The organism is Nocardia sp. GCM10030253 (genome assembly GCF_042675075.1).
Lineage (GTDB): Bacteria > Actinomycetota > Actinomycetes > Mycobacteriales > Mycobacteriaceae > Nocardia.
This window is the reverse complement of the sequence record NZ_JBHTDL010000005.1, coordinates 756346-779105: the sequence shown is the minus strand read 5'-3', so window position 1 is coordinate 779105 and position 22760 is coordinate 756346. Positions and strand designations below refer to the sequence as shown.

19 protein-coding genes, 1 tRNA gene and 1 pseudogene are annotated in these 22760 nt (G+C 66.9%); 11 read left to right on the top strand and 10 right to left on the bottom strand.

The features are described from left to right. The 4 genes from ACFQZZ_RS11925 to ACFQZZ_RS11910 all read right to left on the bottom strand — a co-directional run bounded on the left by ACFQZZ_RS11925 (nucleotide 1) and on the right by ACFQZZ_RS11910 (nucleotide 3790). Entirely contained in the window at nucleotides 1–321 is a 321-nt protein-coding gene (locus tag ACFQZZ_RS11925) for a PE family protein (RefSeq protein WP_378678100.1), read from the bottom strand. A 155-nt stretch (nucleotides 322–476) separates the two neighbouring features. Next, nucleotides 477–827 carry a metallopeptidase family protein gene (locus ACFQZZ_RS11920; RefSeq protein ID WP_378678097.1) on the bottom strand — a complete coding sequence of 117 codons (351 nt, stop codon included), beginning with the start codon at nucleotides 825–827 and terminating at the stop codon, nucleotides 477–479. Nucleotides 828–840: 13 nt separating this feature from the next. After that, nucleotides 841–1977 carry a septum formation family protein gene (locus ACFQZZ_RS11915; RefSeq protein ID WP_378678094.1) on the bottom strand — a complete coding sequence of 379 codons (1137 nt, stop codon included), beginning with the start codon at nucleotides 1975–1977 and terminating at the stop codon, nucleotides 841–843. Nucleotides 1978–2083: 106 nt separating this feature from the next. Further along, entirely contained in the window at nucleotides 2084–3790 is a 1707-nt protein-coding gene (locus ACFQZZ_RS11910) for an aldehyde dehydrogenase family protein (protein ID WP_378678091.1), read from the bottom strand. 92 nt (nucleotides 3791–3882) lie between these two features. Here ACFQZZ_RS11910 and serS point away from each other — a divergent pair, with 92 nt between their 5' ends. The 3 genes from serS (at nucleotide 3883) to ACFQZZ_RS11895 (ending at nucleotide 8607) form a co-directional block, all read left to right on the top strand. After that, entirely contained in the window at nucleotides 3883–5145 is a 1263-nt protein-coding gene (serS, locus tag ACFQZZ_RS11905) for a serine--tRNA ligase (protein WP_378678088.1), read from the top strand. Nucleotides 5146–5245: 100 nt separating this feature from the next. Then, nucleotides 5246–7108 (top strand): putative bifunctional diguanylate cyclase/phosphodiesterase, encoded by a 1863-nt coding sequence (locus ACFQZZ_RS11900; protein WP_378678085.1) that lies wholly within the window; start codon nucleotides 5246–5248, stop codon nucleotides 7106–7108. Nucleotides 7109–7269: 161 nt separating this feature from the next. After that, complete coding sequence (locus tag ACFQZZ_RS11895) at nucleotides 7270–8607, top strand: MFS transporter (RefSeq protein ID WP_378678082.1); 1338 nt, start codon at nucleotides 7270–7272, stop codon at nucleotides 8605–8607. A gap of 49 nt (nucleotides 8608–8656) precedes the next feature. Here the strand turns inward: ACFQZZ_RS11895 and ACFQZZ_RS11890 are convergent, their stop codons facing one another. Continuing rightward, nucleotides 8657–9301 (bottom strand): TetR/AcrR family transcriptional regulator, encoded by a 645-nt coding sequence (locus tag ACFQZZ_RS11890; protein ID WP_378678079.1) that lies wholly within the window; start codon nucleotides 9299–9301, stop codon nucleotides 8657–8659. A 123-nt stretch (nucleotides 9302–9424) separates the two neighbouring features. Here ACFQZZ_RS11890 and ACFQZZ_RS11885 point away from each other — a divergent pair, with 123 nt between their 5' ends. The 4 genes from ACFQZZ_RS11885 (at nucleotide 9425) to ACFQZZ_RS11870 (ending at nucleotide 13549) form a co-directional block, all read left to right on the top strand. Continuing rightward, complete coding sequence (locus tag ACFQZZ_RS11885; RefSeq protein ID WP_378678076.1) at nucleotides 9425–10681, top strand: oxygenase MpaB family protein; 1257 nt, start codon at nucleotides 9425–9427, stop codon at nucleotides 10679–10681. 119 nt (nucleotides 10682–10800) lie between these two features. Then, nucleotides 10801–11757 (top strand): DMT family transporter, encoded by a 957-nt coding sequence (locus tag ACFQZZ_RS11880; protein WP_378678073.1) that lies wholly within the window; start codon nucleotides 10801–10803, stop codon nucleotides 11755–11757. Between the two features lie 225 nt (nucleotides 11758–11982). Beyond that, nucleotides 11983–12990 carry a MauE/DoxX family redox-associated membrane protein gene (locus ACFQZZ_RS11875; protein ID WP_378678070.1) on the top strand — a complete coding sequence of 336 codons (1008 nt, stop codon included), beginning with the start codon at nucleotides 11983–11985 and terminating at the stop codon, nucleotides 12988–12990. Nucleotides 12991–13207: 217 nt separating this feature from the next. Beyond that, nucleotides 13208–13549, top strand: a complete 342-nt coding sequence (locus ACFQZZ_RS11870; RefSeq protein ID WP_378678067.1) for a calmodulin — start codon at nucleotides 13208–13210, stop codon at nucleotides 13547–13549. A gap of 176 nt (nucleotides 13550–13725) precedes the next feature. On the opposite strand, the gene ACFQZZ_RS11865 is transcribed toward ACFQZZ_RS11870, so the two are convergent. Together ACFQZZ_RS11865 and ACFQZZ_RS11860 are read right to left on the bottom strand one after the other, a co-directional pair. Next, complete coding sequence (locus ACFQZZ_RS11865; RefSeq protein WP_378678064.1) at nucleotides 13726–15267, bottom strand: Rieske 2Fe-2S domain-containing protein; 1542 nt, start codon at nucleotides 15265–15267, stop codon at nucleotides 13726–13728. A gap of 42 nt (nucleotides 15268–15309) precedes the next feature. Beyond that, nucleotides 15310–16284, bottom strand: a complete 975-nt coding sequence (locus tag ACFQZZ_RS11860; protein ID WP_378678061.1) for a hypothetical protein — start codon at nucleotides 16282–16284, stop codon at nucleotides 15310–15312. Between the two features lie 134 nt (nucleotides 16285–16418). Here ACFQZZ_RS11860 and ACFQZZ_RS11855 point away from each other — a divergent pair, with 134 nt between their 5' ends. Then, entirely contained in the window at nucleotides 16419–17168 is a 750-nt protein-coding gene (locus ACFQZZ_RS11855; RefSeq protein ID WP_378678058.1) for a lysophospholipid acyltransferase family protein, read from the top strand. A 22-nt stretch (nucleotides 17169–17190) separates the two neighbouring features. Here ACFQZZ_RS11855 and ACFQZZ_RS11850 read toward each other — a convergent pair whose 3' ends face one another. Further along, complete coding sequence (locus ACFQZZ_RS11850) at nucleotides 17191–17754, bottom strand: TetR/AcrR family transcriptional regulator (protein ID WP_378678056.1); 564 nt, start codon at nucleotides 17752–17754, stop codon at nucleotides 17191–17193. Between ACFQZZ_RS11850 and ACFQZZ_RS11845 the strand changes: the two are divergent. Continuing rightward, nucleotides 17753–17911 (top strand): annotated as a pseudogene (locus ACFQZZ_RS11845) (FAD-dependent oxidoreductase); the annotation flags it as partial. The gene ACFQZZ_RS11850 and the pseudogene ACFQZZ_RS11845 overlap by 2 nt on opposite strands. Nucleotides 17912–17939: 28 nt before the next feature. Here the strand turns inward: ACFQZZ_RS11845 and ACFQZZ_RS11840 are convergent. Further along, nucleotides 17940–18755, bottom strand: a complete 816-nt coding sequence (locus ACFQZZ_RS11840; protein ID WP_378678053.1) for a helix-turn-helix domain-containing protein — start codon at nucleotides 18753–18755, stop codon at nucleotides 17940–17942. Between the two features lie 85 nt (nucleotides 18756–18840). On the opposite strand from ACFQZZ_RS11840, the gene ACFQZZ_RS11835 reads away from it, so the two are divergent. Both ACFQZZ_RS11835 and ACFQZZ_RS11830 read left to right on the top strand, forming a co-directional pair. After that, nucleotides 18841–19722, top strand: a complete 882-nt coding sequence (locus ACFQZZ_RS11835) for an NAD(P)H-binding protein (RefSeq protein WP_378678051.1) — start codon at nucleotides 18841–18843, stop codon at nucleotides 19720–19722. 331 nt (nucleotides 19723–20053) lie between these two features. After that, nucleotides 20054–20125: transfer RNA gene (locus tag ACFQZZ_RS11830), tRNA-Gly, on the top strand. A 296-nt stretch (nucleotides 20126–20421) separates the two neighbouring features. On the opposite strand, the gene ACFQZZ_RS11825 is transcribed toward ACFQZZ_RS11830, so the two are convergent. Then, the gene (locus ACFQZZ_RS11825; RefSeq protein ID WP_378678048.1) at nucleotides 20422–22749 is read right to left on the bottom strand and encodes a heavy metal translocating P-type ATPase; all 2328 of its coding nucleotides are present in this window, start codon (nucleotides 22747–22749) and stop codon (nucleotides 20422–20424) included. Nucleotides 22750–22760 lie beyond the last annotated feature (11 nt).

Below are 22760 nucleotides of genomic sequence, written 5' to 3'. Positions count from 1 at the left end.
CTAGGCCCCGAGGGTCATCTCGGTGGCCTTCATGACGCTCGCCCGCAGGATGTCCTCGCCGACGTGCGTGGCGAGTTGCATGCGCAGGGTGGCGGCGGCGTGGTGCAGCTCGAGGACGGCCTGGGCGACCGCCTGGTCGTGGGTCAGTGCGCCCCGGTTGAAGTGATTGGCTGCCAGCAGCGACACTTCGTCGATCCCGGACGGGACGACATGGGTCGCCGCGGCGCTCACCAGGTGAGCGGCGGCCAGCCGGTCGGCGACCAGATCCAGCTCTAGCGCTGCGGCCAGGACGGCTTCGGGTGAGATGTCTACACCGAACATGACTCGACTCCTTCTAGTGGCGGCTACTGGGCGGAACCACGAGAATTCCCCCTACGAGTGATAGGACGCGACAGCCAAGCAATCGGTTCCATCGAATCCCCAATTTTCTTTCCGGTCTTCACAACTGCGCTCCGGTCCCACAGCTGCGTAAAAGACTAGCCCCATCCCAACTGATGCAACCGGTCTTCGTCAATCCCGAAATAGTGTGCAATCTCATGGATCACGGTGATTGCGACTTCCTCGACGACTTGGCTCTCATCGTCGCAGATCTCGAGGATCGCGTCGCGGTAGATCGTCACAGTGTCGGGCAGCGCTCCGCCGTAATGACTGTCGCGTTCGGTCAGCGCGATCCCGTGATAGAGGCCGAGCAGCCGTGAGTCTTCCGGATTGCGAGATTCGATAAGCACGACCACGTTATCGATGGCACGGGCCAGCTCGGGCGGAATGAGATCGAGCGCATCGCCGACCAGTTCTTCGAACCGGCCCTCGGACATGGTGACCGACATCAGGCAGGCGGTCTCATCGCGGCTGCGGCGGCAACGGCGCCGCGCCGGGCAACGGCGCGGGCGTAGAGCGGCCCGAGTTCGGCGGTGGCACCGGCGCCTGGCCGTTGATCAGGATCTCGCCCTTCGCCGTGCCGGTGATGGGGGCGAAGCCCTCCCGGTCGGTGCCCTTGCCGATCATGCAGTCCAGCTTGCGGCTGCCCGCCAGCCAGCTGCGGGCATCGAGGTAGTCGAAGAACAGCGTCAGTGTCTTGTTGCGCACCTGGTCGGGCGACCCCAGATAGTCGGTGGCGGAGCGGGCGCATTCCTCCTCGACGAACCTGTCCTGCTGCTCCTTGGCCGGCGGGCCGCCGGGGAATCGCGCGCCGAGGTCGATGGTGGACACGATCTCGACGGCGTGTGCCTGCGAGCAGTCCACCGGATCGGTCGGCAGGTTCTGGTTGATGCCGAGGCAGGTCCCCGCCTCGAACACCTTCGACTGATCGTGTTCGACGGCGCTGCCCATGGACGGCAGCGGCGTGCCGGTGCTTCCGGAGTACTGCAACCCGCAGCGCAGCGTCCGGTCGCCGTGCTTCCACCCGTCGGGGCTCGGGTACATCAGCCCGACGACATAGCGCCCGCGCGGATCGAAGCGCCCGTTCATGTACTGCTGCACCGCGGGGACGCAATGCTCTTCTTTGAGCTCGGTGAGCCGCAGCGAGTCCGGGAACCGCGAGCCGTCGCCGAATTCCTTACCCGGGTACTTGCTCATGTCGATATCGGCGGCGACCTCGAACAGATGCCTGCTCGAGCACGCCACCTTCACCAGGTCGCCGCGGTCCGGCTTGGTCCAGCTGAGGCAGTCGCCCTCGGCCGCGGTGCCGAACTCCTTGTCGAGCACGGAGTCGACCGGCGATCCGGGAGTGTGTGCCTCCAGCCCCGTTTTGTTGTCGAACCCGGTCACGAACAGGGTGACCATGGCCGCGATGACGGCGCCCGCCGCGACGGCGAGCAGCCCCCAGCGCAGAGTGGGCGCGGACAGGTGCAGGTTGCTATCGGCGAGCGTCTCGCGGGCGGCATCGAGCGACCGGGGGAACGAGCCGAAGCGCGACGGCTTGTCGCCCGAGGGACGCTCGGGCGCCTGCGGGGGCTGAGGCACATCATCGGAGGACATCGCGATCCATCATGGCAGCGTCTGATCTCCGGTGCCACGACCTGGTCGATCGGGCGCTGGCGATGTCTGGCGGTCGCTCGGACAACGCCGCCGTAGCGGTGCGATCTCAGCCGCGGAACGCGGATAGGAACACGCCGGGCAGCCGGGCCGGGTTGCCGCTGGCGTAGAACTCCGTGAGCTTGCGCCCGGTCGCGGCCGCGGTGGCATTGGTGACGAACCACGGCGGCTTCGGCGACAGCGAGAGTTCACCGTGCACCAGCGACCGCGGCGATGGCCGGAACGGCCCGCTCACCACTGTGCGTTCCACATCGTCGAGCAGGAAAGCGTTGTGCACCACGCCGATTCCGCTCTGCACGTCGTCGATGGTGTGCCCGGGGTAGGCGCCCCACGCGGCCCGCGGCGCCAGGAAGGCCAGCGCGGTCCAGGCATTGACCGCGATGGCGCCGTAGCGCAGCCGCTCGATCGCGCGATCGAAGGCGATGCCGAGCCGCTTGATGGTGCTCGGATGCGCGATCACGTTTGCGCCGAGCGTGCCGGTGAGTTCGGTGTTCGCGAAATCGACGGCCCGCTGGAGGAATTCGCCGCCGGCGTAGGGCAGTTCGACCACGCCGAGTACGGGCGAGAAGTACTCGGTGCGCAGTAGCGGGGTCTCGGTCTGCGGGAGGTTCTCGACCAGCAACCGACTCTGGCCGGGCCCGAGCCGTTCCGCGTCGGGGTACGCCGCGACGGCGTCGGCGACTCGGTTGTCGCTGCCCGGATAGTACGCAGGGCGCTGCGGCGCCCGGTCGATCGCGTCGCGTAGCTCGGCGAGGAATTTGTCCTTCTGCGGCCATGTCGCGCTCAGCACCACCGCCTGGGTGGCGACGCAGTTGTAGCCGCCGTTGTGCAGCCGTTGCGTCGCGACGTGCTCGGCTTGGAAACGCAGGTCGGCGTCGCTCCATTCACCCGGCACGACGATGGTCGGCGAGACGCCGCCGAGCTCGCTGGTGATCGGCTTGTCCAGCAGCGGGCGCTTGTCGGACTTGCGTTCCTGGCCCTCCGGCCCCGGCCCCCAGACGATCGCGTCGTGGGTATGCGCGCTGCCGGTCATGTGCACATGCGCCACGTCGGGATGCCGCACCAGGTACCCGCCCGCGTCCGCCCCGCCGGTCAGTATTCGTAGCACACCGAGCTCGATGAGCGGCGCGAAAATCATCTCGAGCACCGTGAACAGCGGATCGGTGATCGGGTTCAGCTTGAGCGCGACCACCCGGTTGTGCGCGTAGAGCTCGTACAACGCGTCCAGCGGCGGAATGGAGGTGATGTTTCCCGCGCCGAGAATGGCGCCGATACCCGCGGTCGTGGTCGGATCGAGCTGGGCAAGTCCGGCGCGCCTGCGCGCGGTAGCGGCGTCGACGCCGGGACGCAGCCACACCTCGCCCCGGAAACCGCTGAGCAGCAGCCGGTCGTAGAAATCCAGCGGCAGGATCGGCACCGCGACCCGGTCGCCCGGCGCGTCGGTCAGCGTGATCCCGTCGAGCGGACTGCGCCCCTGCTCCAGCGCCGACAGCGTGGCCGACAGCGCGGCGGTGGCCTGCAGCAGGGTCATCGGGCCGGACATCCATTCCTCACCGACCAGCGGCGAGCCCTCGTCCAGGCCCTTCCAGGTGCGCGCGGCGCGCACCCAGTCGGCGGCGAAGCGTCCGGTTCGGGTGTGGATATCGTCGAGGAGTTCGCGACGGCGGCGCAGCGAAGTCTGGGCCCACGCCTTCTCGCCCGCGGTCAAATCGGAAAGTGCGTCGTCGATGGCTGTTTCGTCGAAAGTTGTGCCCACAAGCCAACTATGCGCGCGAAAAGGGCTCGATGGTCCGCATCGTGGGATATCGGCGTGAAACAGCAATAGGTCGCCTACTAGGCTGGACACCCATGATCGACCTCCGATTCCTGCGGGACAACCCCGACGCGGTCCGCGCCTCGCAGCGCGCCCGCGGCGAAGACCCCGCCCTCGTCGACGCCCTGCTCGAAGCCGACGCGGCGCGCCGTGCGGCTGTGGCCACCGCCGACAACCTGCGTGCCGAGCACAAGGCCATGGGCAAGCTGGTCGGCAAGGCGAGCCCGGAGGAACGTTCCGCGCTGCTCGCGCAGGCGCAGGAGATGTCGGTGAAGGTCAAGGAGGCCGAGGTGGCGCAGCACGCCGCCGACGCCGACCTGGACGCCGCGCAGCGCGCCATCTCGAACGTGGTGCAGGAGGGCGCGCCCGCGGGCGGCGAGAACGACTACATCGTCCTGGAGACCATCGGCACGCCAACGGAATTCGACTTCGAGCCGAAGGACCACCTGGAACTCGGCGAGTCGCTCGGGCTGATCGATATGGAGCGTGGCGCGAAGGTATCGGGCGCGCGCTTCTACTTCCTCACCGGATACGGCGCACTGCTGCAGCTGGGTCTGCTCCAGCTGGCCGCGCAACGGGCGGTGGCCAACGGCTTCACCATGATGATTCCGCCGGTGCTCGTCCGGCCGGAGATCATGGCAGGCACCGGCTTCCTCGGCCAGCATTCGGCCGAGGTCTACCACCTCGCCGACGATGATCTATACCTGGTCGGCACGTCGGAGGTGCCGCTCGCGGGCTATCACTCGGGCGAGATCCTCGATCTGAGCGGCGGTCCGAAGCGGTACGCGGGCTGGTCGTCGTGTTTCCGCCGCGAGGCGGGCAGCTACGGCAAGGACACCCGAGGCATCATCCGGGTGCACCAGTTCGACAAGGTCGAGATGTTCGTCTACACCACCCCGGAGCAGGCCGACGCCGAGCATCGGCGGCTGCTGGCGTGGGAGCAGGACATGCTCGCCGCTGTCGAGGTCCCTTATCGGATCATCGATGTCGCGGCAGGCGATCTCGGCAGCTCGGCGGCGCGCAAATTCGATTGCGAGGCGTGGGTACCCACCCAGCAGGCCTACCGTGAGCTCACCTCGACGTCGAACTGCACCACCTTCCAGGCCCGCAGGCTGTCGGTGCGATATCGAGACGAAAACGGAAAGCCGCAGATCGCAGCCACTTTGAATGGCACACTGGCGACTACCCGCTGGATCGTGGCGATCCTGGAGAACAACCAGCAGGCAGACGGCTCGGTGCGCGTTCCGGCCGCGCTGGTTCCATTCGTCGGAACCGACGTTTTGCGACCGCCGAAATAGCCCGGCTCGCATTGCCTGCAGGTAAATAGCCGTCGGTTCGCCATGCCGGATTCACGGGATGTGGCAACTACTGGGAATCGTTGCCTCTAGGCTATTGCCCGTGCGAGGAATCGGGGCGCGCGGCGATACCCGAACCCGGGTGCGGGCGGCATCGGCGCTGGCGACAGCTATGGTCATGGCTCGGACCACCGGGGCGTTCTACGTCATGGGTGGTGTGCTTGGCCTGGTTATTACTGCCATCGCACCGGGGGACGAGGGTAATCGACCGCTGGTCGGTACGGCTGCGGTGATTGCGCTGACGCTGGGACTCACGCTGCTCGCGTGGGGACCGCGACTGCCGCATTCCATTCATCACGGATATGTCGCCATTGCGACGGTCCTGGTGACGATCGCGGTGCATTCATTCCCGAACACGGTCGGCGCGATCGGTCTCGCCTCGTTCTATGTCTTCGTCGCGTGTGACGCGGCTTTGTTCTTCGCCTGGTCGCAGGCGCTCGCGCACATCGCCTTCGCCATGGTTTTGTGCCTGTGGGTGTTGCCCGCGCGGCCGATCGTTCCTGGTCTGCCCTGGTGGTCCGGGTTGATCCCGGCGGGTGTCACGTTCGGGGTCGGCGTCGTCGTCGGCATCCTGACCAGGATGGCCTCCGAAGCCGACATCGATGTGCTCACCGGCCTGCTGAACCGGCGTGGTTTCGACCGCGCGCTCAACACCGCGATCGAGCACGCCACCCGCAGCGGGCAGGGCCTCGCGCTGGTGCTCGTCGACCTCGATCGCTTCCAGAAGATCAACGACCACCTCGGTCATCGCGCCGGTGATGCGGTGCTGCAGCGTGTCGCCGACACCTGGTCGAAACTGCTCGCACCCGATCAGCGGCTGGCCCGTTACGGCGGCGACGCCTTCGCGCTGCTGCTGCCGAATACCACTGAGCAGGCCGCGATTCTGCTGACCGAGCAGTTGCGGGCCTCGGTGACCACCGGGTGTTCCGCCGGCGTTACGTCGTGGCAGCCGGGGGAGTCGGGTTCGCTGCTGGTCAGTCGTGCCGACGTCGGGCTGTACCGGGCCAAGCAGGCCGGTCGGAACCGGACGGTGCTCGAGTCCTCGCGGCAGCTGCCGCTGGCCGTCGAGTTGCGCGAGGCGATCGACCGCGGCGCACTGGACGTGCATTACCAGCCGATCGTCAGCCTGACCGAGGGCGGCGGCAAGGCGGTCGGTGTCGAGGCGCTGCTGCGCTGGTCGTCGAGCGCACAGCCGGATGTCACCACCGAGGGTCTGATCCGGGTCGCCGAGGAATACGACCTCATCTCCGACCTGGACGAGCTGGTGTTGCGCCGGGCCTGCGCGGACGCGGCGCGGCTGCAGGAGACCTTCGCTCAGCTCGATCTGACACTGAACGTGAACGTCAGCGGCCTGGAACTCGCCGAGACGGGCTACGCCGACCGGGTGGCGAACATTCTCGCCAGCACCGGCTGGCCCGCCGATCAGCTCGTGCTGGAGGTCACCGAAAGCGAACTGGCGGCCGAATCTCAAACGGCCATCGGCAATCTGCACACGCTGCGGGAGCGTGGCGTGCGCATTGCCATCGATGACTTCGGCACCGGCTACTCCTCGCTGAGCAGGCTGGCCACCCTGCCGAGCGACATCCTCAAGGTTGACCAGTCCTTCGTCGCCGCGATCCGCTCGGATTCCCCGGCCCCGCCGCTGCTCGGCGTGATCGCGGCCCTGAGCAGCGCCCTGGACCTACAGGTGATCGCCGAAGGCGTGGAAACCGAATACCAAGCCGCCGTCCTCACCGAGCTCGGATTCGCCCTCGCACAGGGCTACCACTACAGCGATTCACACCCCGTCGCCGACCTGATCAGCGACCTCAACGAACACCAGGGCCGGGTCGGCCCCGGCGTCTCGGACCGCGAACTCGGCGACGGCGACCTGCACACCGCCAACGGCTGGCTGCCACTCGGATAGCGCCTCTGGGCCGTTTAAATCGCTTGACGGGGTGCGGCGAGGAGATCAGGCTGAACGACATGCGGTTGCTCTTCTACGGCTGTTGAGTTGGTAAGTCGCTCCGCGCCCGGTTGACGGGTCGCGCCGACAGCCACGGTCTTCATGCGCTCACGGTTCGAGCCGTGCTCTTCAATGGCAGCGGTGACCTCATCCCGTTGTATGCGCTGTACGCATTGCTGTTCGCCGACCATGGGCTGAACACCGGGCAGATCTCCTCGTTGTTCGCGATCTGGTCGACCACAGCGTTCCTGCTCGAAGTGCCCTCCGGCGCCTGGGCGGACACGGTGTCGCGACGAGCCTTGCTCGTGCTGAGCGGTGTGCTGCTCACCGCAGGATTCGCGGCGTGGACCTTCCTCCCCACCTACTTCGGCTTCGCGGCGGGCTTCGTACTCTGGGGTGCCTCGGGCGCACTGCAATCCGGAACATTCGAGGCACTGCTCTACGACGAACTCGCCGCACAAGGCGAGCGCGCGGCCTACCCGCGCATCCTCGGCTACGCCCGAGCGGCCTCGGAAGCCGCGACAGTGATCGCCATCGTCGCCGCGACACCCCTGTACATCTTGGGCGGTTACGCACTGCTCGGCTGGTCCAGCATCGCTGTCGCGACAGCCCATACCCTCATTGCCCTCTCGCTGCCCAGCGCGCCGAAGGCGGTGTCGGCCGCCGACGTCGACGAGCTGGAAGACGATGTCGCCGAGGATGATTCGGCCCGACCGCCGCAGCACAGCCAGCCGGTGGCTTACCTGACTGCCATCGGCGATGTGAACGATCGAGCTGCGGTTCCGGTCGATCGGACCGCACCGGGATCGGTGCCGCCGGGGCCGTTCGCCAGGTATCTGACAATGCTGCGCACCGGTGTCGGGGAGGCAATCCGGGTGCGGGCTGTCCGGAACGCGGTGATGCTCGAGGCGTTGTTGTTCGGGGTTACGGCTTTCGACGAATACTTTGCGCTACTCGCCGAGTCGGTCGGCGTCTCGACTGCCGTGGTGCCATTGCTGGTCGGCGTAACGGTGCTGGGTTCGTTGGCCGGTTCGATGTCGGCCGGGCACACCGAGGGGATGGCGGCGCGGACGATGGCTATCGCGGTCGGGGTCGGTGGCCTATTTTTCGTCGGCGGCGCACTCGTCGCAGGTCTAGCCGTCCGCTGGCCGAGTGCCGTGTATGTGTTGGCCGGCCTTGGCTTTACCGCGATCGGTATCTCCTACGGCATCGTTTACAACGCCAGTATCGTGGCCGGTGCGCGGCTACAGGACGCCATCGAAGGACCAGCCCGCGCGACGGTCACCTCGGTATCCGGCCTTGCCTCGGAGGTAGTCGCGCTCGCGGTATTCGGCTTCGCCGCCGCCGCAACCCTCTGGCTGTCGATGCCGACGACCGTCGCCCTACTCGGCGCAACAATTCTGCCGATCGCCCTCGTCATACCCTCCTGGTTACCCCGCCGCCCGGCAGGTCCCGAGTGACGCGCTGGGCACCTGGTGGAGTCCGCGTTTGCATGTTCGGCTCGGCGAGTCAGTGCAGTGGGCTGCCGATGAGATGGCTTGCGGTGAGGAGGAATTGGTCGGTGGAGCGGTCGATGAGGACCGGGCGGGTGATGGGGAGGGTGCCCGCTAGCCAGCTGTTGGTGGTTTCCCAGAGGCCGCCGAGTAGGTGGGTGGCGGCGAATTCGGCTTGTTCGCCAGCGTTTTCGACGATGTCGGCGCCGACTTCCTCGGCGCAGACGGCCAGCATGATGCCTGCGAACGAGCGCATTACCTCGGCGCGGCGCATCAGCAGGGCGGGGTTCAATTGCGCCTCGACGGTGGCGATGCGTGCCTTGCGCGGGTCATCGGCGATCAGGCCGACGGCGGCGGCGATGGCGGCCCTGGTTTTGGCGCGGATGTCGGCGTCGGCCGTCAGGAACGCCGCGACGACGGCCTGGCCGATCTCGTCGACGATGCGGTCGAACAGTTCGCTGAACACCGAGTCGAGGTCGGTGAAGCTCTCGTAGTAGTACCGCTCGGACAGTTTGGCCTTTGTGCACAGCCCGGAGACCGTCAGCTTCGCAAAACCCGAGGTCCCGATGATTTCCAGTGCCGCGTCCAGCAGTGCGGCGCGGCGGCGGGCGCGACGCTGTTCGATCGGCACGCCGCCGTAGGACCGCGAAGTGGTAGTCATCGAGACCATTCTGGCATAGATCCTTGCCAGATTTCCGATTCTGTGAGACGTTCTTGTCAGAACGTGCTCGGCGTCGGTACTCGACACCAGCGACGCGAACCTCGATCCGATGGGTGAAGTGCAATGACGCATGACAACCAGCTGCTCCCCACTCCGCCGCTGTTCACGGAGTTCCCCTTTCGGCAGGCCGTTCCGGTGCTCGCGCCGGGCGATCTGCGCTGCACCGCGGCCCAGCGTGATTCGTTCCGGCGCTTCGCGCAGGTCGGTGATCGGCTGGCCGACGACGTGGTGGCGATGATCCAGCGCCTGCCGGTCGGCGAGGGTCGCAGGATGTTCGAGATCGCCGTCGAGCGCGGTATCGATACGGTGCCGGACGCGCCGAAAGAGCTGCGGGCATTCTTCGATCAGGTCGAGGCGGACCCGTACTGGCTCGATCGCGGCAAGATCGATCGCGGCGCCCGCGTGGTGGGGCGCACCAGTGTCTGGGGCGGCATCGCGATGGGCATGTTCGCCTTGATGGGCGGCTACCTCGCCTCCCGCGCGGATAAGACACTCGTCGGCACCGGCGACCTGGACGCCATGGCGCCGCGCAGGCTCGCCGAAACCACCCAGTGGTGGCTGGACGTCACCACTCCCGGTGGGCTGCAACGTAATCAGGTCGGCTACAAGAGCGTGCTGCGGGTTCGCCTCATGCACGCGCTGGTGCGTGCGGGCATGAATCGACGTCCCGACTGGGACTACGCGGCATGGGATCAGCCGGTCAACCAAGTCCTGACCGTCGGCACCCTCGGCCTGTTCTCGATGGCGAATCTTGTCGGCGCACAAGCACTCGGGCTGCGATTCTCCGCCAAGGAGAAGGACGCGGTCTTCCACCTGTGGCGCTACGTCGGCTTCCTGCTCGGCATCGACGCCGAAATCCTGCCGACCAACGAAACCGACACCTGGCGCGCCTTCTGGATCCTCGCCGACACCGAATTCATCCCCGACGACGACTCCCGCCGCCTGGCCCAGGCGCTCATCCCTGCCGCGGGTGGCTTGTTCATCGGCAACGACACCGCCCCCCAGCGCCTCATCCGCAAGGCGATCACCAGCTACATGGTCGCCTACAGCCGAATCATCCTCGGCCCAACCAACTCCGACTTCCTCGGCCTGCCGAACAACAAACTCTCCCAGAGCGCGGTCATGGCCACCGCCGTAGTCAACGGCGCCCTCGAGATCCCTCGCCAACTCCTCCCCGGCGCCACCCGCTTCCAAGAAAACCTCGGCGCCCGTATCCGCACCCGCCTGGTTCGCGGCTCCATCGCCCGCAACGGCGGCGACCGCACCTACGCCCGCCACGACACCTTCGCCACCAACCGCACGGCGCTGCGTGCGGGGTAGCCCGGCTTGTATCGGCGACCGTCACTGGCTCATCGGGCGGTAGTGCGGCGTAGCGCCGATCGTGGCATCCGCGGGCGGCAGCGGATCGGGATGCGGGCGGGTCGCGGTACGGTGCGGGGATGACCGGGCGGACGCAGGTGGGGCTGGTCTTCGGCTTCTGTATCGGGGCCGGGGTGGCGGTGCAGGGGCGGATCAATGGTGCGCTGGGGGCGCGGTTGCAGGATGGAATCGCTGCCGCCTGTATCAGTTTCGGACTCGGCCTGGTGCTGCTGGTTGTGGCGTTCGTTTTCAGTCGCCGCCTGCGCGACGGGGTCGTGCGGGTGCGTGCGGCGTTGGTATCGGGTGGGCTGCGCTGGTGGCAGCTGCTCGGCGGACTGTGTGGCGCGTTTTTCGTCGCGTGTCAGGGGCTCACTGTGGCCGCGATCGGCGTCACTGCCTTCACCGTGGCGGCGGTGGCAGGTCAATTGGTGAGCAGTCTGGTGGTGGATCGTCTCGGGCTGGCTCCGTACGGCCGTACCCCGGTCACTCCGCTGCGTCTCGGCGGCGCTGCGCTCGCGATGTTTGCGGTGGTCCTGGCCGCGGCGGGCCGCTCCGGCACACCAGCAGGTTCCCCGGCCGTCCCCGAGTGGCTGAGTGACGGGCCGGTCGCACTGCTGATCATGCTGCCCGCGCTGGCGGGTATCGGTCTGGCCTGGCAGCAGGCCGTCAACGGTCGTGTCGGCGCGGTCGGCGGTCCCTTCACCGCCACCTTCGTGAACTTCGGCATCGGCACCGCTGCCCTGTTCGCCATCGAGGCGCTCATCCTCACCCGTACCGGATGGCCCACCGAATTCCCCAGCGAGCCATGGCTTTACGTGGGCGGCGTCATCGGCGTCGCGTTCATCGCCCTCGCGGCTCTCACCGTCCGCTGGATCGGGGTTCTACTCCTCGGCCTGACATCGGTGGCAGGCCAACTCCTCGCCTCGGTCCTCCTGGACATCGCGATTCCCACGGGCGCAGGACTGTCCGTCACAGCCGTCATCGGCTGCGCTCTCACCCTCGCGGCGGTCGCGATCTCGGCCCGCTCCCGAACCTGAACCACTACCCATGCGGCAAGCGCCCAGAGGCCCTCTCCGTCTTGTGCCGCTCGGCGAGTCGTTCGGGGCGAGGTGGGTGCATCGGTGGCACCGACCACAACCGACGATCCGAACGGCATCGTCGTCTAGGTCCCGGAATGGCGGAAGCCTGTCGAGCGAGTACCGGGCCGCCGTCGGGTTACCACCGAAACTGGACCGTGCATTCATGTTTTATAGGCATGACCGATGTGGGATGGTGCGGGCATGCTGATCGAATACGGGGTGTGGGTTTCGCGGCTGGTGGTGAGTGCGGTGTTCGGTCTGTCGGCGGTGGGGAAGCTGACGGACCGGGCCACGACGCGGAGTTCGGTGGTCGACTTCGGGGTGCCGATCCGGTGGGCGCCCGTGGTGGCGTGGGGGCTACCGGTGCTGGAGGTGGTGATCGCGGTGGCGGTGCTGCCGCCGTGGACGGCGGTGGCGGCAGCGGTGCTTGCCGCGGTGGCGCTAGCGGTGTTCACAGCAGCCATCGTGCGACTGCTGGTGCGGGGAAAAAGACCTGCCTGCTCGTGTTTCGGTTCGTTGAGCGACGCGCCGATCGGTGCCTGGACCGTCGCGCGCAATGGGGTGCTGACAGCGCTCGCGGTGCTGGTCTGCTTGGGTTCGCTGGTGTACCCGCAGGTACCGGGTGGGCTGCCCGCCGACAACGCCGTCGGGCTCGTCGTCGTCGCGGTGCTTGCCGCGCTGCTGGTCTGGATGTTCGGCGAGGTCCGCGGCTTGCGACGACGGGTGGACGAGCAGGCTCTTTCGACCCTCGGCGCCGAGGGGCTGCCGGTGGGCGCCGTTGCGCCCGAGTTCGAACTGTTCGATGTCGAAGACGGCCGCACAACTCTGGAATCGCTACTTGTCCACGGGCGTCGAGTGCTGCTGGTGTTCGTGCATCCCAGTTGTGAGCTGTGCGCGGCCCTCGCTCGGGAGCTGCCTCGGTGGCACTCGCGCACCGCCGACGTGCTGACCATCGTCGCCGTCGGCAACGGTGATGCCGCCGAACAGGCCGAATGGGGGCAGGCGCAGGGACTGAACGGCATCGCGGCGCTGGTGCAGCGGGGCAACGAAGCCGCGCTGCGCTACCGTATCCGCGGCACACCGTCGGCGGTGCTGATCGATGCCGACGGCCGTGTCGGTGCGCCGGTCGCCCGGGGTGCGATGGCGGTCCGGGAGCTGATCATGTCATCGAAGAAGGTTGTACGGCAGTGATCGGGGAGCGCGGGCAGGCTGACGGTCCGGTCGGCTCGTGTATATCGATCCGATCCGCCGCTTATTCGGGACCATACGGACCGGACCTCTAATTCCCTTTGTGTACCAACAAATTTCATGAGCAAATTCCATCGCGCGCGGTAGTCGAGTCGATACCATCGAAGAGCTAGGTTCCTCCAATCGAAGTCGATTGGCCCTACTCGCTCGAGGGGAGATCATGATGGCGGACTTTGCATTCACAGATTATTCCGGCAAGGAATTTGTCATCCGGCTCAAGAATGAGCAACGGATATCCGAGGCTCGCCGAATTCTGTCGGGCGAGGAAACGATGTCGATCCATGTGATGGGCCGAATCAGGAAGCAGCCAGCGGACTACAACCCGGGCTGGACCTTCCACCTCGACCCGGACACGATCACCTTTTTCACGATGGCCATCGAGGTCTGCGACTCGAGCATCAGCTACCTCGAGGACCATATCGACGAGGCCTGCGGTGCCTTCTTGCCGGGTTGCTTCTGGTGTCCATGGTCCTCGAGGCTCACCCGCGAGATCTCCGCCTGAACAAGACTTTTCGAAGAACTTCATCGCTGGCGGGTGCTGTCGAGTGCCCGGCCGGAACCGTCCGTTTCCTATCGCTGGTCATCCGCGTGCGCGGCGAGGCTGCGCACGCGGTTCAGGCGCCTCGATCGATGTTCCGTACGGCGAAATAGGCGCTCGAACGAGTTATCGCAACCGGCTCAGACCAGCTTGCGGGAACGAAGTTCGTGCCCCTTGGAGGTTTTGCAGCGACCGGATTCCAGGTCCCACTGCCATCCGTGCAAATTACAGGTGAGCGCTTTGCCCTCGACCACGCCGAATTTCGACAGATCCGCCTTGAGGTGCGGGCAGCGGCGCTGCACTTCCCAGCCGTCGAGTTCGGTGGAGGCGGAATCGTCGTGCGCCTCGGCGAACCAGCCGTCGGCGTAGGCGATGCGCTCGTCGGTAAGGCATTTGAAGAATGTGTAGAGGAATTCGTTGTAGCCACCGATACGCCATGCCTGGAATCGGGTGGACAGGAATATGGTGTTCACCCAGTCCGGCTCGTTTTCGCGCAACACCGTGCGCACCAACTCGGGGGCGATGCGGAATCCGTAGCGGTACTTGCCTTCTCCGACGATCGGACCGCGCACTACCCGTTTCGGGAAGTCCAGCACCACGGTCTCGTCGGCGATGACAAGGCCGACGGGATAGCCGATGCCGTCGCAGATCAGGTCGCTCTGCGCCATGATCGGCTCGAAAAGGGCCTTCAACGGCTCCAGTAGTGGCTCCCCGGTCGCGGGCGCCCAACCCGCCTTCTCCGCTGCCAGCACCGGCGCGAGACGCTGCGCCATCCGTTCGATGTATTCGGCCTTGTTGTCGTAGATCAGGCCCGGCTCGAACGGATGGGTCAACTCCAGTTCGGAACCGCGCACATCGGCGACCGAGCCGGGGATCATCAGCACCCCGCCCTTGTTGTCGTGGATACGCATCTGTTCCAGGAACACCATCTGGTCCGGAAAGATATTGCCCTCGTCGCCGCGGTCGTCGTTGAGGTAGCGCAGTTCATCGTCGAGGAACACCGGCGGACCCGCCGACGGCACCACCCAGGTGGCGCCGACTTGCTCGATGTAGCTGCGGCACCGGTCCATGCCGCGCTGCCGCTTCTGCTTGCCGAAGTTCGACTTGGTGCGGCTCGGGATGTCGTAGACCATCGGGTACCAGATCGCGCCCGAGTACTGCAGCAGGTGAATGTCGATCTGCCCGAACGCGTCGTGCAGCCCGTCCATGTCGACCGGGCGGGCGTCGTTCATGTTGAAACAGGTGGTCTCGCGATCAGAGACAACCAGCCCGGAATCGCCGATCGGGCCGTCGGCGGGCGCGCGCAACGCGATGATCATGATGTCCAGGTCGCCGCCGGGACCGGTGATCGTGTGCTTGACCGAATCCTCGGTCTCGAAGAACTTGGTGAAGCCGAGCCGCTCCAGTTCACGCCTCAGATCCGGCACCGGGTAATCCGGCAGCAGCACCGTCGCGTCCTTGTTGACGTGCTTCTTCAGGTGCGCCGCGTCGAAGTGGTCGCGGTGTAGGTGCGAGACGTACAGGAAGTCGCAATTGCCCAGCTCGTCCCAGTCCAGCTGGGTGTTGTCGGGGAACGGGAACCACGAACCGAAGTAGGCGGGGTTGACCCAGGGATCGCAAAGGATCGACCCGGCCGCGGTGCGAATATGGAATCCGGCGTGTCCGACGCTGGTGATCTGCACGAGCTGTTCCTCCTAGCCGTTACCAGCCATCCAGGGTAGTGGCTATGGTGAAACGTCGCCGATGCAGTAGCCCTCGGAGCCCTCGGTCAGGGTGAAGGTCCGCGTCTGGGTGAGACCGGAGGAGTTGGTGACGGGCACCTGGACCGCGATGTAGTCCGCGCGCAGTCGCTCCGATCGGATCTCCTGGTCGGCGAACTTCGTCGCGCCGGTCAGCTTGCCGGTGTTGTTCGCCAGGGGTGCGGCGACCGGTTTGCCGGTGCCGGTGGGGTCCCAGGTCGGTGGGTTCGCCTTGCAGACAAGAGGGTGGGCGCCCTCCTTGTCGGCGGGGTCGAGCGGGGTGCCGACAGATCGGGCCAGATAGCGGCGCACGGTGTGCCTGGCGTCGGCATCGTTCAGGCCGCTCTCGCCGCCTGCCGGAACCACGCGCGGGCAGGCGTAGCCGGTGTCGACGGCGGCGCGGTCGATGGTGACCGTGGTGGTTCGGGACTTCCAGGTGACCGTGTCCTCGGTCGCGACGCCCGGCTGGGTGAGGGCGTTGAGAATGGCCTGCGAGTTGTCGTACATCTCGGCCACATTCCCTGGAGCCATGGTCCAGCACTTGGCCTGCAGCTCGGTGATCGTGTCGGTTTGCAGGTCGACCGCCCAGCGCTGCACGGCGGGTGCGGCGGCCGGGAGGCCGGGCACCGCTGTGACCTGCGGTGCGTTCGCGGGAATCGGCGGGAGTGCCGAGGTGCTCGGTGTGCTCGGGGTTGCTGCGGGCGGTGTCGTGGTCTGCGCTGTGGCACGGGTGGGTTCGTCGTTGGGAATGCCGACGGCCGAGTCGCAGCCCGCGAGCAGGAAGGCTCCGGTGATCGCGAGTCCGCCGATCACGGTCCGGCCGATGCGCGACGGTGTCCGATGGTCCCTGCCGGGCGGCGTCGTTCGCGGTGACCGGTCGGGATCGAGTTGCGCTGTCCGGTTGCGATTACGCGGGTCTTTCCGGTCGCGTTCACGCGTTATCGGTCGGGCGCGTTCCACTTCGAAGGTCCTCTTTCGTAGGTCTTGCTGTCGGGCCTATCGTGCGATCCCTGGTTCCGGTTCGCGCTCGCGTGGATGGCGCGCGCGGCGGCGCTCTGCCGGATGGGACAGTCTGCGACTACGCTAGCGGAATTGTGGAACCCGTCTACCGGACGATCGTCGGCCTGGCCCGTACCGTCTTCTTCGTCGAAGGTCTGAAATTCACCGTCAAGGGTGAGGAGAATATCCCTGCGCGGGGTGGCGCTGTGATCGCGGTCAACCACACCGGATACATGGACTTCACCTACGCCGGTCTGCCGGTGCGCACCCCCAAGCGTTACATCCGCTTCATGGCCAAAAAAGAGGTGTTCGACAACAGCATCTCCGGACCGGTCATGCGGGCGCTCAAGCACATTCCGGTGGATCGATCGGCAGGCGCCGACTCCTACCAGGCCGCGGTCGAGTACCTGCGCAAAGGCGAGCTGGTCGGCGTGTATCCCGAGGCGACCATCAGTCGTAGCTTCGAGATCAAGGACTTCAAGTCCGGTGCGGCGCGCATGGCGATCGAGTCGGATGTCCCGATCATCCCGATCGTCATCTGGGGTGCCCAGCGGGTGTGGACCAAGGGCTTCCCGAAGCGCCTCGGCCGCACCAACACTCCGATCTTCATCGCGGTCGGCGCGCCGATCCAGCCCTACGAGCCCGCGGCCGAACTCACCGCCCAGCTCCGCTCCACTATGCAGGAAATGCTGCTCGATCTGCAGCGCGACTACCCGCACGAACAGGGCGCCTACTGGGTTCCCGCCCGGCTCGGCGGCAGCGCGCCCACTCTCGAAGAAGCCGATGCCATGGACGCCGCGGAAGCCGAGGAGAAGGCGGCCCGCCGAGCGGCGAAAAATTCCTAGCTCACCACTGAACGACGAAGAGTCAAAGGCCGAGGGTCTGCCAGAGGAGGGTGAGGACGCGTTTGCGGCGGGCGGGTGGCCAGGGGTGACCTTCGTCGAATGCGGTTACCACCAAACCGTCGGCGACAGCATCGAGTAGGTCGATCACCGCGGCCGAGCCGGCGGCCCCCGATTCGGTGAGCAGGGTGTGCACTCGCTGGTCCCACCACGCGTTGAAGCTGTCGAGCTCGGTGCGCAGGACCGGCTCGGCATGTGCGCCGACGACCAACGCCAGCCAGACGCGATGGGCGTGTGCGCTGGGTTCGAGCACTGCCCATTCGATGAGCGCGCGCAGCCCCGCCGCGCCGTGCGCCGTGCCGACGGCGTCCTCGGCCTGGGCTCGCCGGTCCGCTATCTCGCGGCCGATCGCGGTGCGCAGCAGGTCATCCCGGTTGTTCACATAGTGGGTTGCCGCGGTGGTGGATGTCCCGATGTGCTCGGCGACCGCGCGGATCGTCACGGCGCCGAAGCCTTGTTCGGCAGCGATGGCCAGCACCGCGTCACCGATGGCGGCGAGGCGGGCGGCGTGATCGACCTGGCGTGGCATGGCGTCAGCTTGTCGGACGGAGATCGACATGGAGCACACAACAGTCGCCGTGATCGGCGCGGGTTTCGCGGGACTGACCGCGGCCAGAGAATTGCGAGCGCACGGTGTCGACGTGCTCGTACTGGAGGCCGCCGAACTGGATGTCCGCGACGAAGGTCGAGCGGGTGCTCTCGCTGGTATCCCGTTCAGGGGCGGTGGGGGGCTCGGCAAGGGGTGGGGGCGGGGAGGTTGCCGCGCAGGAAGGAGGTTGGGGGGACGCCCATCAGGGCGCGGAAGTCGGCGGTCATGTGGGATTGGTCGTAGTAGCCGGTGGTGGTAGCCAGTTGGGCCCATGGGGTGTTGCCGGCGTGGGCGAGGATGTGGCGGACTCGGCCGATGCGGGCGTAGTGCTTGGGGGAGATGCCGACGCCTGCGGTGAAGAGGTTGCGGAGTTGGCGTTCACTCACGGCCAGGTCGGCTGCCAGTTCGTGGACCGGGGTCGGTGCGGCGGACAAGGCGGCTACGGCGGTGCGGAGCAGGGTCCGGTGGGCGCGCTGGGTCGGGTCTTCGGAGATGCGCTGCGGGAGGACATCTTCCAGGAAGGGCAGCACCTCGTCGGGTGCGAGGCGCGACAGCTCGTCCGCAAGATCGGCCGCGATGCCGGGAAAGTCGGCGAGCCGGAAAACCCTGTCCGCGAGGTCGGTGGCGGGCACGCCGAGCAACTGCCGGGTGGCGCCCGGTTGGAGACGAAGGCGCACGCATCCTTTCGGCTTGTCGGCCATGTAGTAGGTCGCTTTGGTCTGCGGACCGACGACCATGACGTCGCGATGGTCCGCCGCCTCGGTGCGCAGCACGATGGTCGTCGCGGTATGCGGGATATGAGTGAAAGGCATCGAGAACTTGTCGACCGTCGGGATGTGGCCCATCTCGGTGATCCATGGCCGCAAGGATTCTGGCGCTGTCACCGTGGTCTCGATGAGGTCGGCGGTCAACGTGTGCGCCCGATGCTGCGTGGTGGTCACCCGACCCACTGTAGGCAGTTCGAGGCCGCACAGGTGTGCCGAAATTTCCTATAGACCGCAGGTCCGCGGCGGCAGGCTGGCCACCATGATCCTTATTACCGGTGCTACCGGCACCATCGGCAGCGAAATCGTCCGTCAACTGGCAGCACGTGGTGAACAGGTCCGCGCGGTGACGCGAGACCCGCAGCGTGCGCAGCTGCCGGCCGCTGTCGAGGTGGTGTGCGGCGACTACACCGACATCGCATCGATGGCCGCGGCAATGTCCGGCGCGGACGCGGCCTTCATCGTCGGCGTACTCGGCCCGGACGACGCCGACACCGACCGAGCGTTGGTGGCCACCGCCAGGGCTGCCGGCGTCCGCCGAATCGTAAAGCTGTCCGCCATCGGCACCGGCGAGCCCGAACTCGGACGGGTCGGCACCTGGCACCTCCCCGGTGAGAACGCCGCGCGCGAAAGCGGCCTCGAGTGGACGATCCTGCGCCCGAGCTCTTTTGCCTCGAACACCCTGAGCTGGACTGACGCGATCCGGTCCGGCCAGCCCGTACCCAACCTGACCGGTTCGGGCAGCCAAGGCATCGTCGACCCGCGCGACGTGGCCGCGGTGGCCGTCGAAGCGCTGGTCGCTTCCGGTCACGCGGGTCGCATCTACACGCTCACCGGCCCTGAACTACTCACCGGCCCGGACCAGGCCGCCGCACTGGCCGCCGTCCTCGGCCACCCCGTGGAGTCGATCGACGTCCCCGAAGACACCGCCCGCGAACACATGCTTGCCGCAGGCATGTCCGCGGGATTCGTCGACGGCGCCCTCGCCGGTCAGGCCTACGTCCGCGCAGGCGGCAACGCGGTCATCACCGACGACGTCCAGCAGGTACTCGGCCGAGCCCCGCGCACGTACGCCGAATGGGCCGCCGACAACGCCGCAGCGTTCAGTGCGGTGGCGAACGCGACCGCCCAGGGATCTCACTAGTCGCCAGCCTGCACCACTGGTGACCGCGGCCAGGCTCGGCGGGCTGGGCCACGCCCGAGTTCAGGTGCGGGCAGTAGCTTTCGCCGACAATCGAGTTCGGTCGGCAACACCGTCTTCCACGGATCCGCTTCCTAGCAGATCGTTGGTCGCACCCGCCCAGCATCGCTCGCGCCGGTAGAGCGGTGCTGGCCGCGTGGTGTCGTTTTCCGGGATCCGACGACTATCGTCCGAGCACCCGTCGCCTCCGGATTTCCGAATTCCGGGCTGCACCTACTACAGTTCAACGTCGCACGACATGCGCGGCCGGATTCGGATCGCGCAGACAATGCACGCGGATGTAGCGCAGTGGTAGCGCATCACCTTGCCAAGGTGAGGGTCGCGGGTTCAAATCCCGTCATCCGCTCTCATAAATCCCCAGGTCAGTGGCATCCAACTATTTTGGTTCGGGACGTATGCCACCACTTGCTCAGTCCAGATTCCACCCAGAGCAGGACGGGCGCTGGCTCGTTCTCGACCCCGCCGGGATGGTGTGGTTCCGGCGGGCCAGGTGCCAAGGCGATCGACCTGCCTGGGTCCGGCCCGACTCGGCCGTGACGATCAGCGTCCGCCGAAGGTGGCGAATACAAACCCGGGGTGATCGAATGCCGAAGGGGCAGCACCATGTGTGCTGCCCCTTCGACTCGGTTTTGCACCTGCCGATTACCGCGCGTTCGAGCGGAAGCGGCGCAGGCGCAGGCTGTTGCTGACCACGAAGACCGAGGAGAACGCCATGGCCGCGCCGGCGAGCATGGGGTTCAGCAGGCCGGCCATGGCGAGCGGGATCGCCGCGACGTTGTAGGCGAAGGCCCAGAACAAGTTGCCCTTGATGGTGCCGAGGGTCTTGCGGGACAGGCGGATTGCGTCGGCGGCAGCGCGCAGGTCGCCGCGCACCAAGGTCAGGTCGCTTGCTTCGATGGCGACATCGGTGCCGGTGCCCATGGCCAGTCCGAGATCGGCCTGCGCCAGCGCGGCGGCATCGTTGACGCCGTCGCCGACCATCGCGACGACCTTGCCTTCGGCTTGCAGTCGCTTGACGACGTCGACCTTGTCCTTCGGCAGTACCTCCGCGATCACCTCGTCGATGCCGACCTGGTCGGCGATCGTGCGGGCCGCGGCGGCATTGTCGCCGGTCAGCATGATCGGTGTCAGGCCGAGCGCACGCAGTTGCGAGATCGCTTCGGCGGAGGTCGGTTTCACAGCGTCGGCCACCACGAGCACGCCGCGTGCCTTGCCGTCCCAGCCGACCGCGACTGCGGTTTTTCCCTGGGCCTCGGCATTGTGCATGCTCTGCTCGAGGTCTGCGTCGAGGTGCTGTGACCAGTCGGCGAGCAGTCGGGCGCGCCCGACGATCACCGCGTGGCCGTCCACCACGCCTTGCACGCCGAGGCCTTCGATATTCGCGAAGCCCTCGACCGATTGCAGTTCACCGACCTTATCGCGGGCGCCCTTGGCGATCGCCTGTGCGATCGGGTGCTCCGACGAATCCTCCAGCGCCCCGGCAAGAGCCAGGATTTCGTCGGTGTCCTCGCCGTTCGCGGCAACGACATCCAGCAGCGTCATCTTGCCGGTGGTGACGGTGCCGGTCTTGTCGAGTACCACGGTGTCCACCCGCCGGGTCGATTCGAGCACCTCGGGACCCTTGATCAGGATGCCCAGTTGCGCGCCGCGACCCGTGCCGACCATCAGCGCGGTCGGTGTGGCCAGCCCGAGGGCGCACGGGCAGGCGATGATCAGCACCGCGACCGCGGCGGTGAAGGCCGCCGCGATGGAACCGCCGGTGCCGAGCCAGAACCCGAGCGTCGCGACCGACAGCGCGATGACGATGGGCACGAAGATCCCGGAGATCTTGTCCGCCAGTCGCTGTGCCTGCGCCTTACCGGTCTGCGCGTCCTCGACCAGCTTCGCCATCTGAGCCAGCTGAGTATCGGAACCAACTCGATCGGCGCGCACCACGATCCGCCCGCCGACGTTCACCGTCGCGCCGACAACCGCATCATCGGGACCGATTTCGACCGGCACCGATTCACCGGTGAGCATCGAGGCGTCGACGGCGGATGAACCCTCCACCACCACGCCATCGGTGGCGATCTTTTCGCCCGGGCGTACGACGAAGTGGTCGCCGACAGCCAACTGGTCGACGGGGATTCGCTGCTCGGTACCGCTGTATCCATCGCCGTGCTCCCGGGGCCCTGCGTGGTTACGCACGCTGCCTCCTCCGGGCGCGTCGCTCGCACGGCGCAGCACCGAAACCTCCTTGGCGCCGAGCTCCAGCAATGCCCGCAGCGCCGCACCTGCCCGCCGCTTGGACCTGGCCTCGAAGAAGCGTCCGGCCAAGATGAAGGTGGTGACGCCCGCCGCGGCCTCCAGGTAGATACTGCCGCTGCCGTCCATCCGCGAGATGGTGAACTCGAACGGATGCTTCATGCCGGGCATCCCGGCGGTGCCCCAGAACAATGCGTACAGCGACCAGCCGAGCGCGGCGATGGTTCCCATCGACACCAGGGTGTCCATGGTTGCCGTCCCGTGGCGGAGGTTTGTCCACGCCGCCTTGTGGAACGGCAGCGCACCCCACACCACGACCGGCGCGGCCAGCGTCAGCGACAGCCACTGCCAGTTGGTGAACTGCAGTGCCGGCACCATCGCCATGGCGATCACCGGCACGGTCAGCACCAGCGAGACCAGCAGGCGTGTCCGCAGTAGCGCGGTCGGATCTGGTTCGCCCGCAGTGGTTTCCGTAGGCTTCTCGGTCTTCGGCGCGGGCAGTGCGGCGGTGTAACCAGCCTGCTCGACGGTGGCGATCAACTCCTCCGGCGCGATGTCGCCGGTGACCTCGACCCGAGCCTTCTCGGTCGCGTAGTTCACGGTCGCGGTGACACCCGCGAGCTTGTTCAGCTTCTTCTCGATGCGATTGGCGCAGGACGCGCACGTCATGCCACCGATCACAAGTTCGACCTGACCGGTGGTCGGTGGTTGCGTCGTTGTGGTCATGGTGTGCTCCG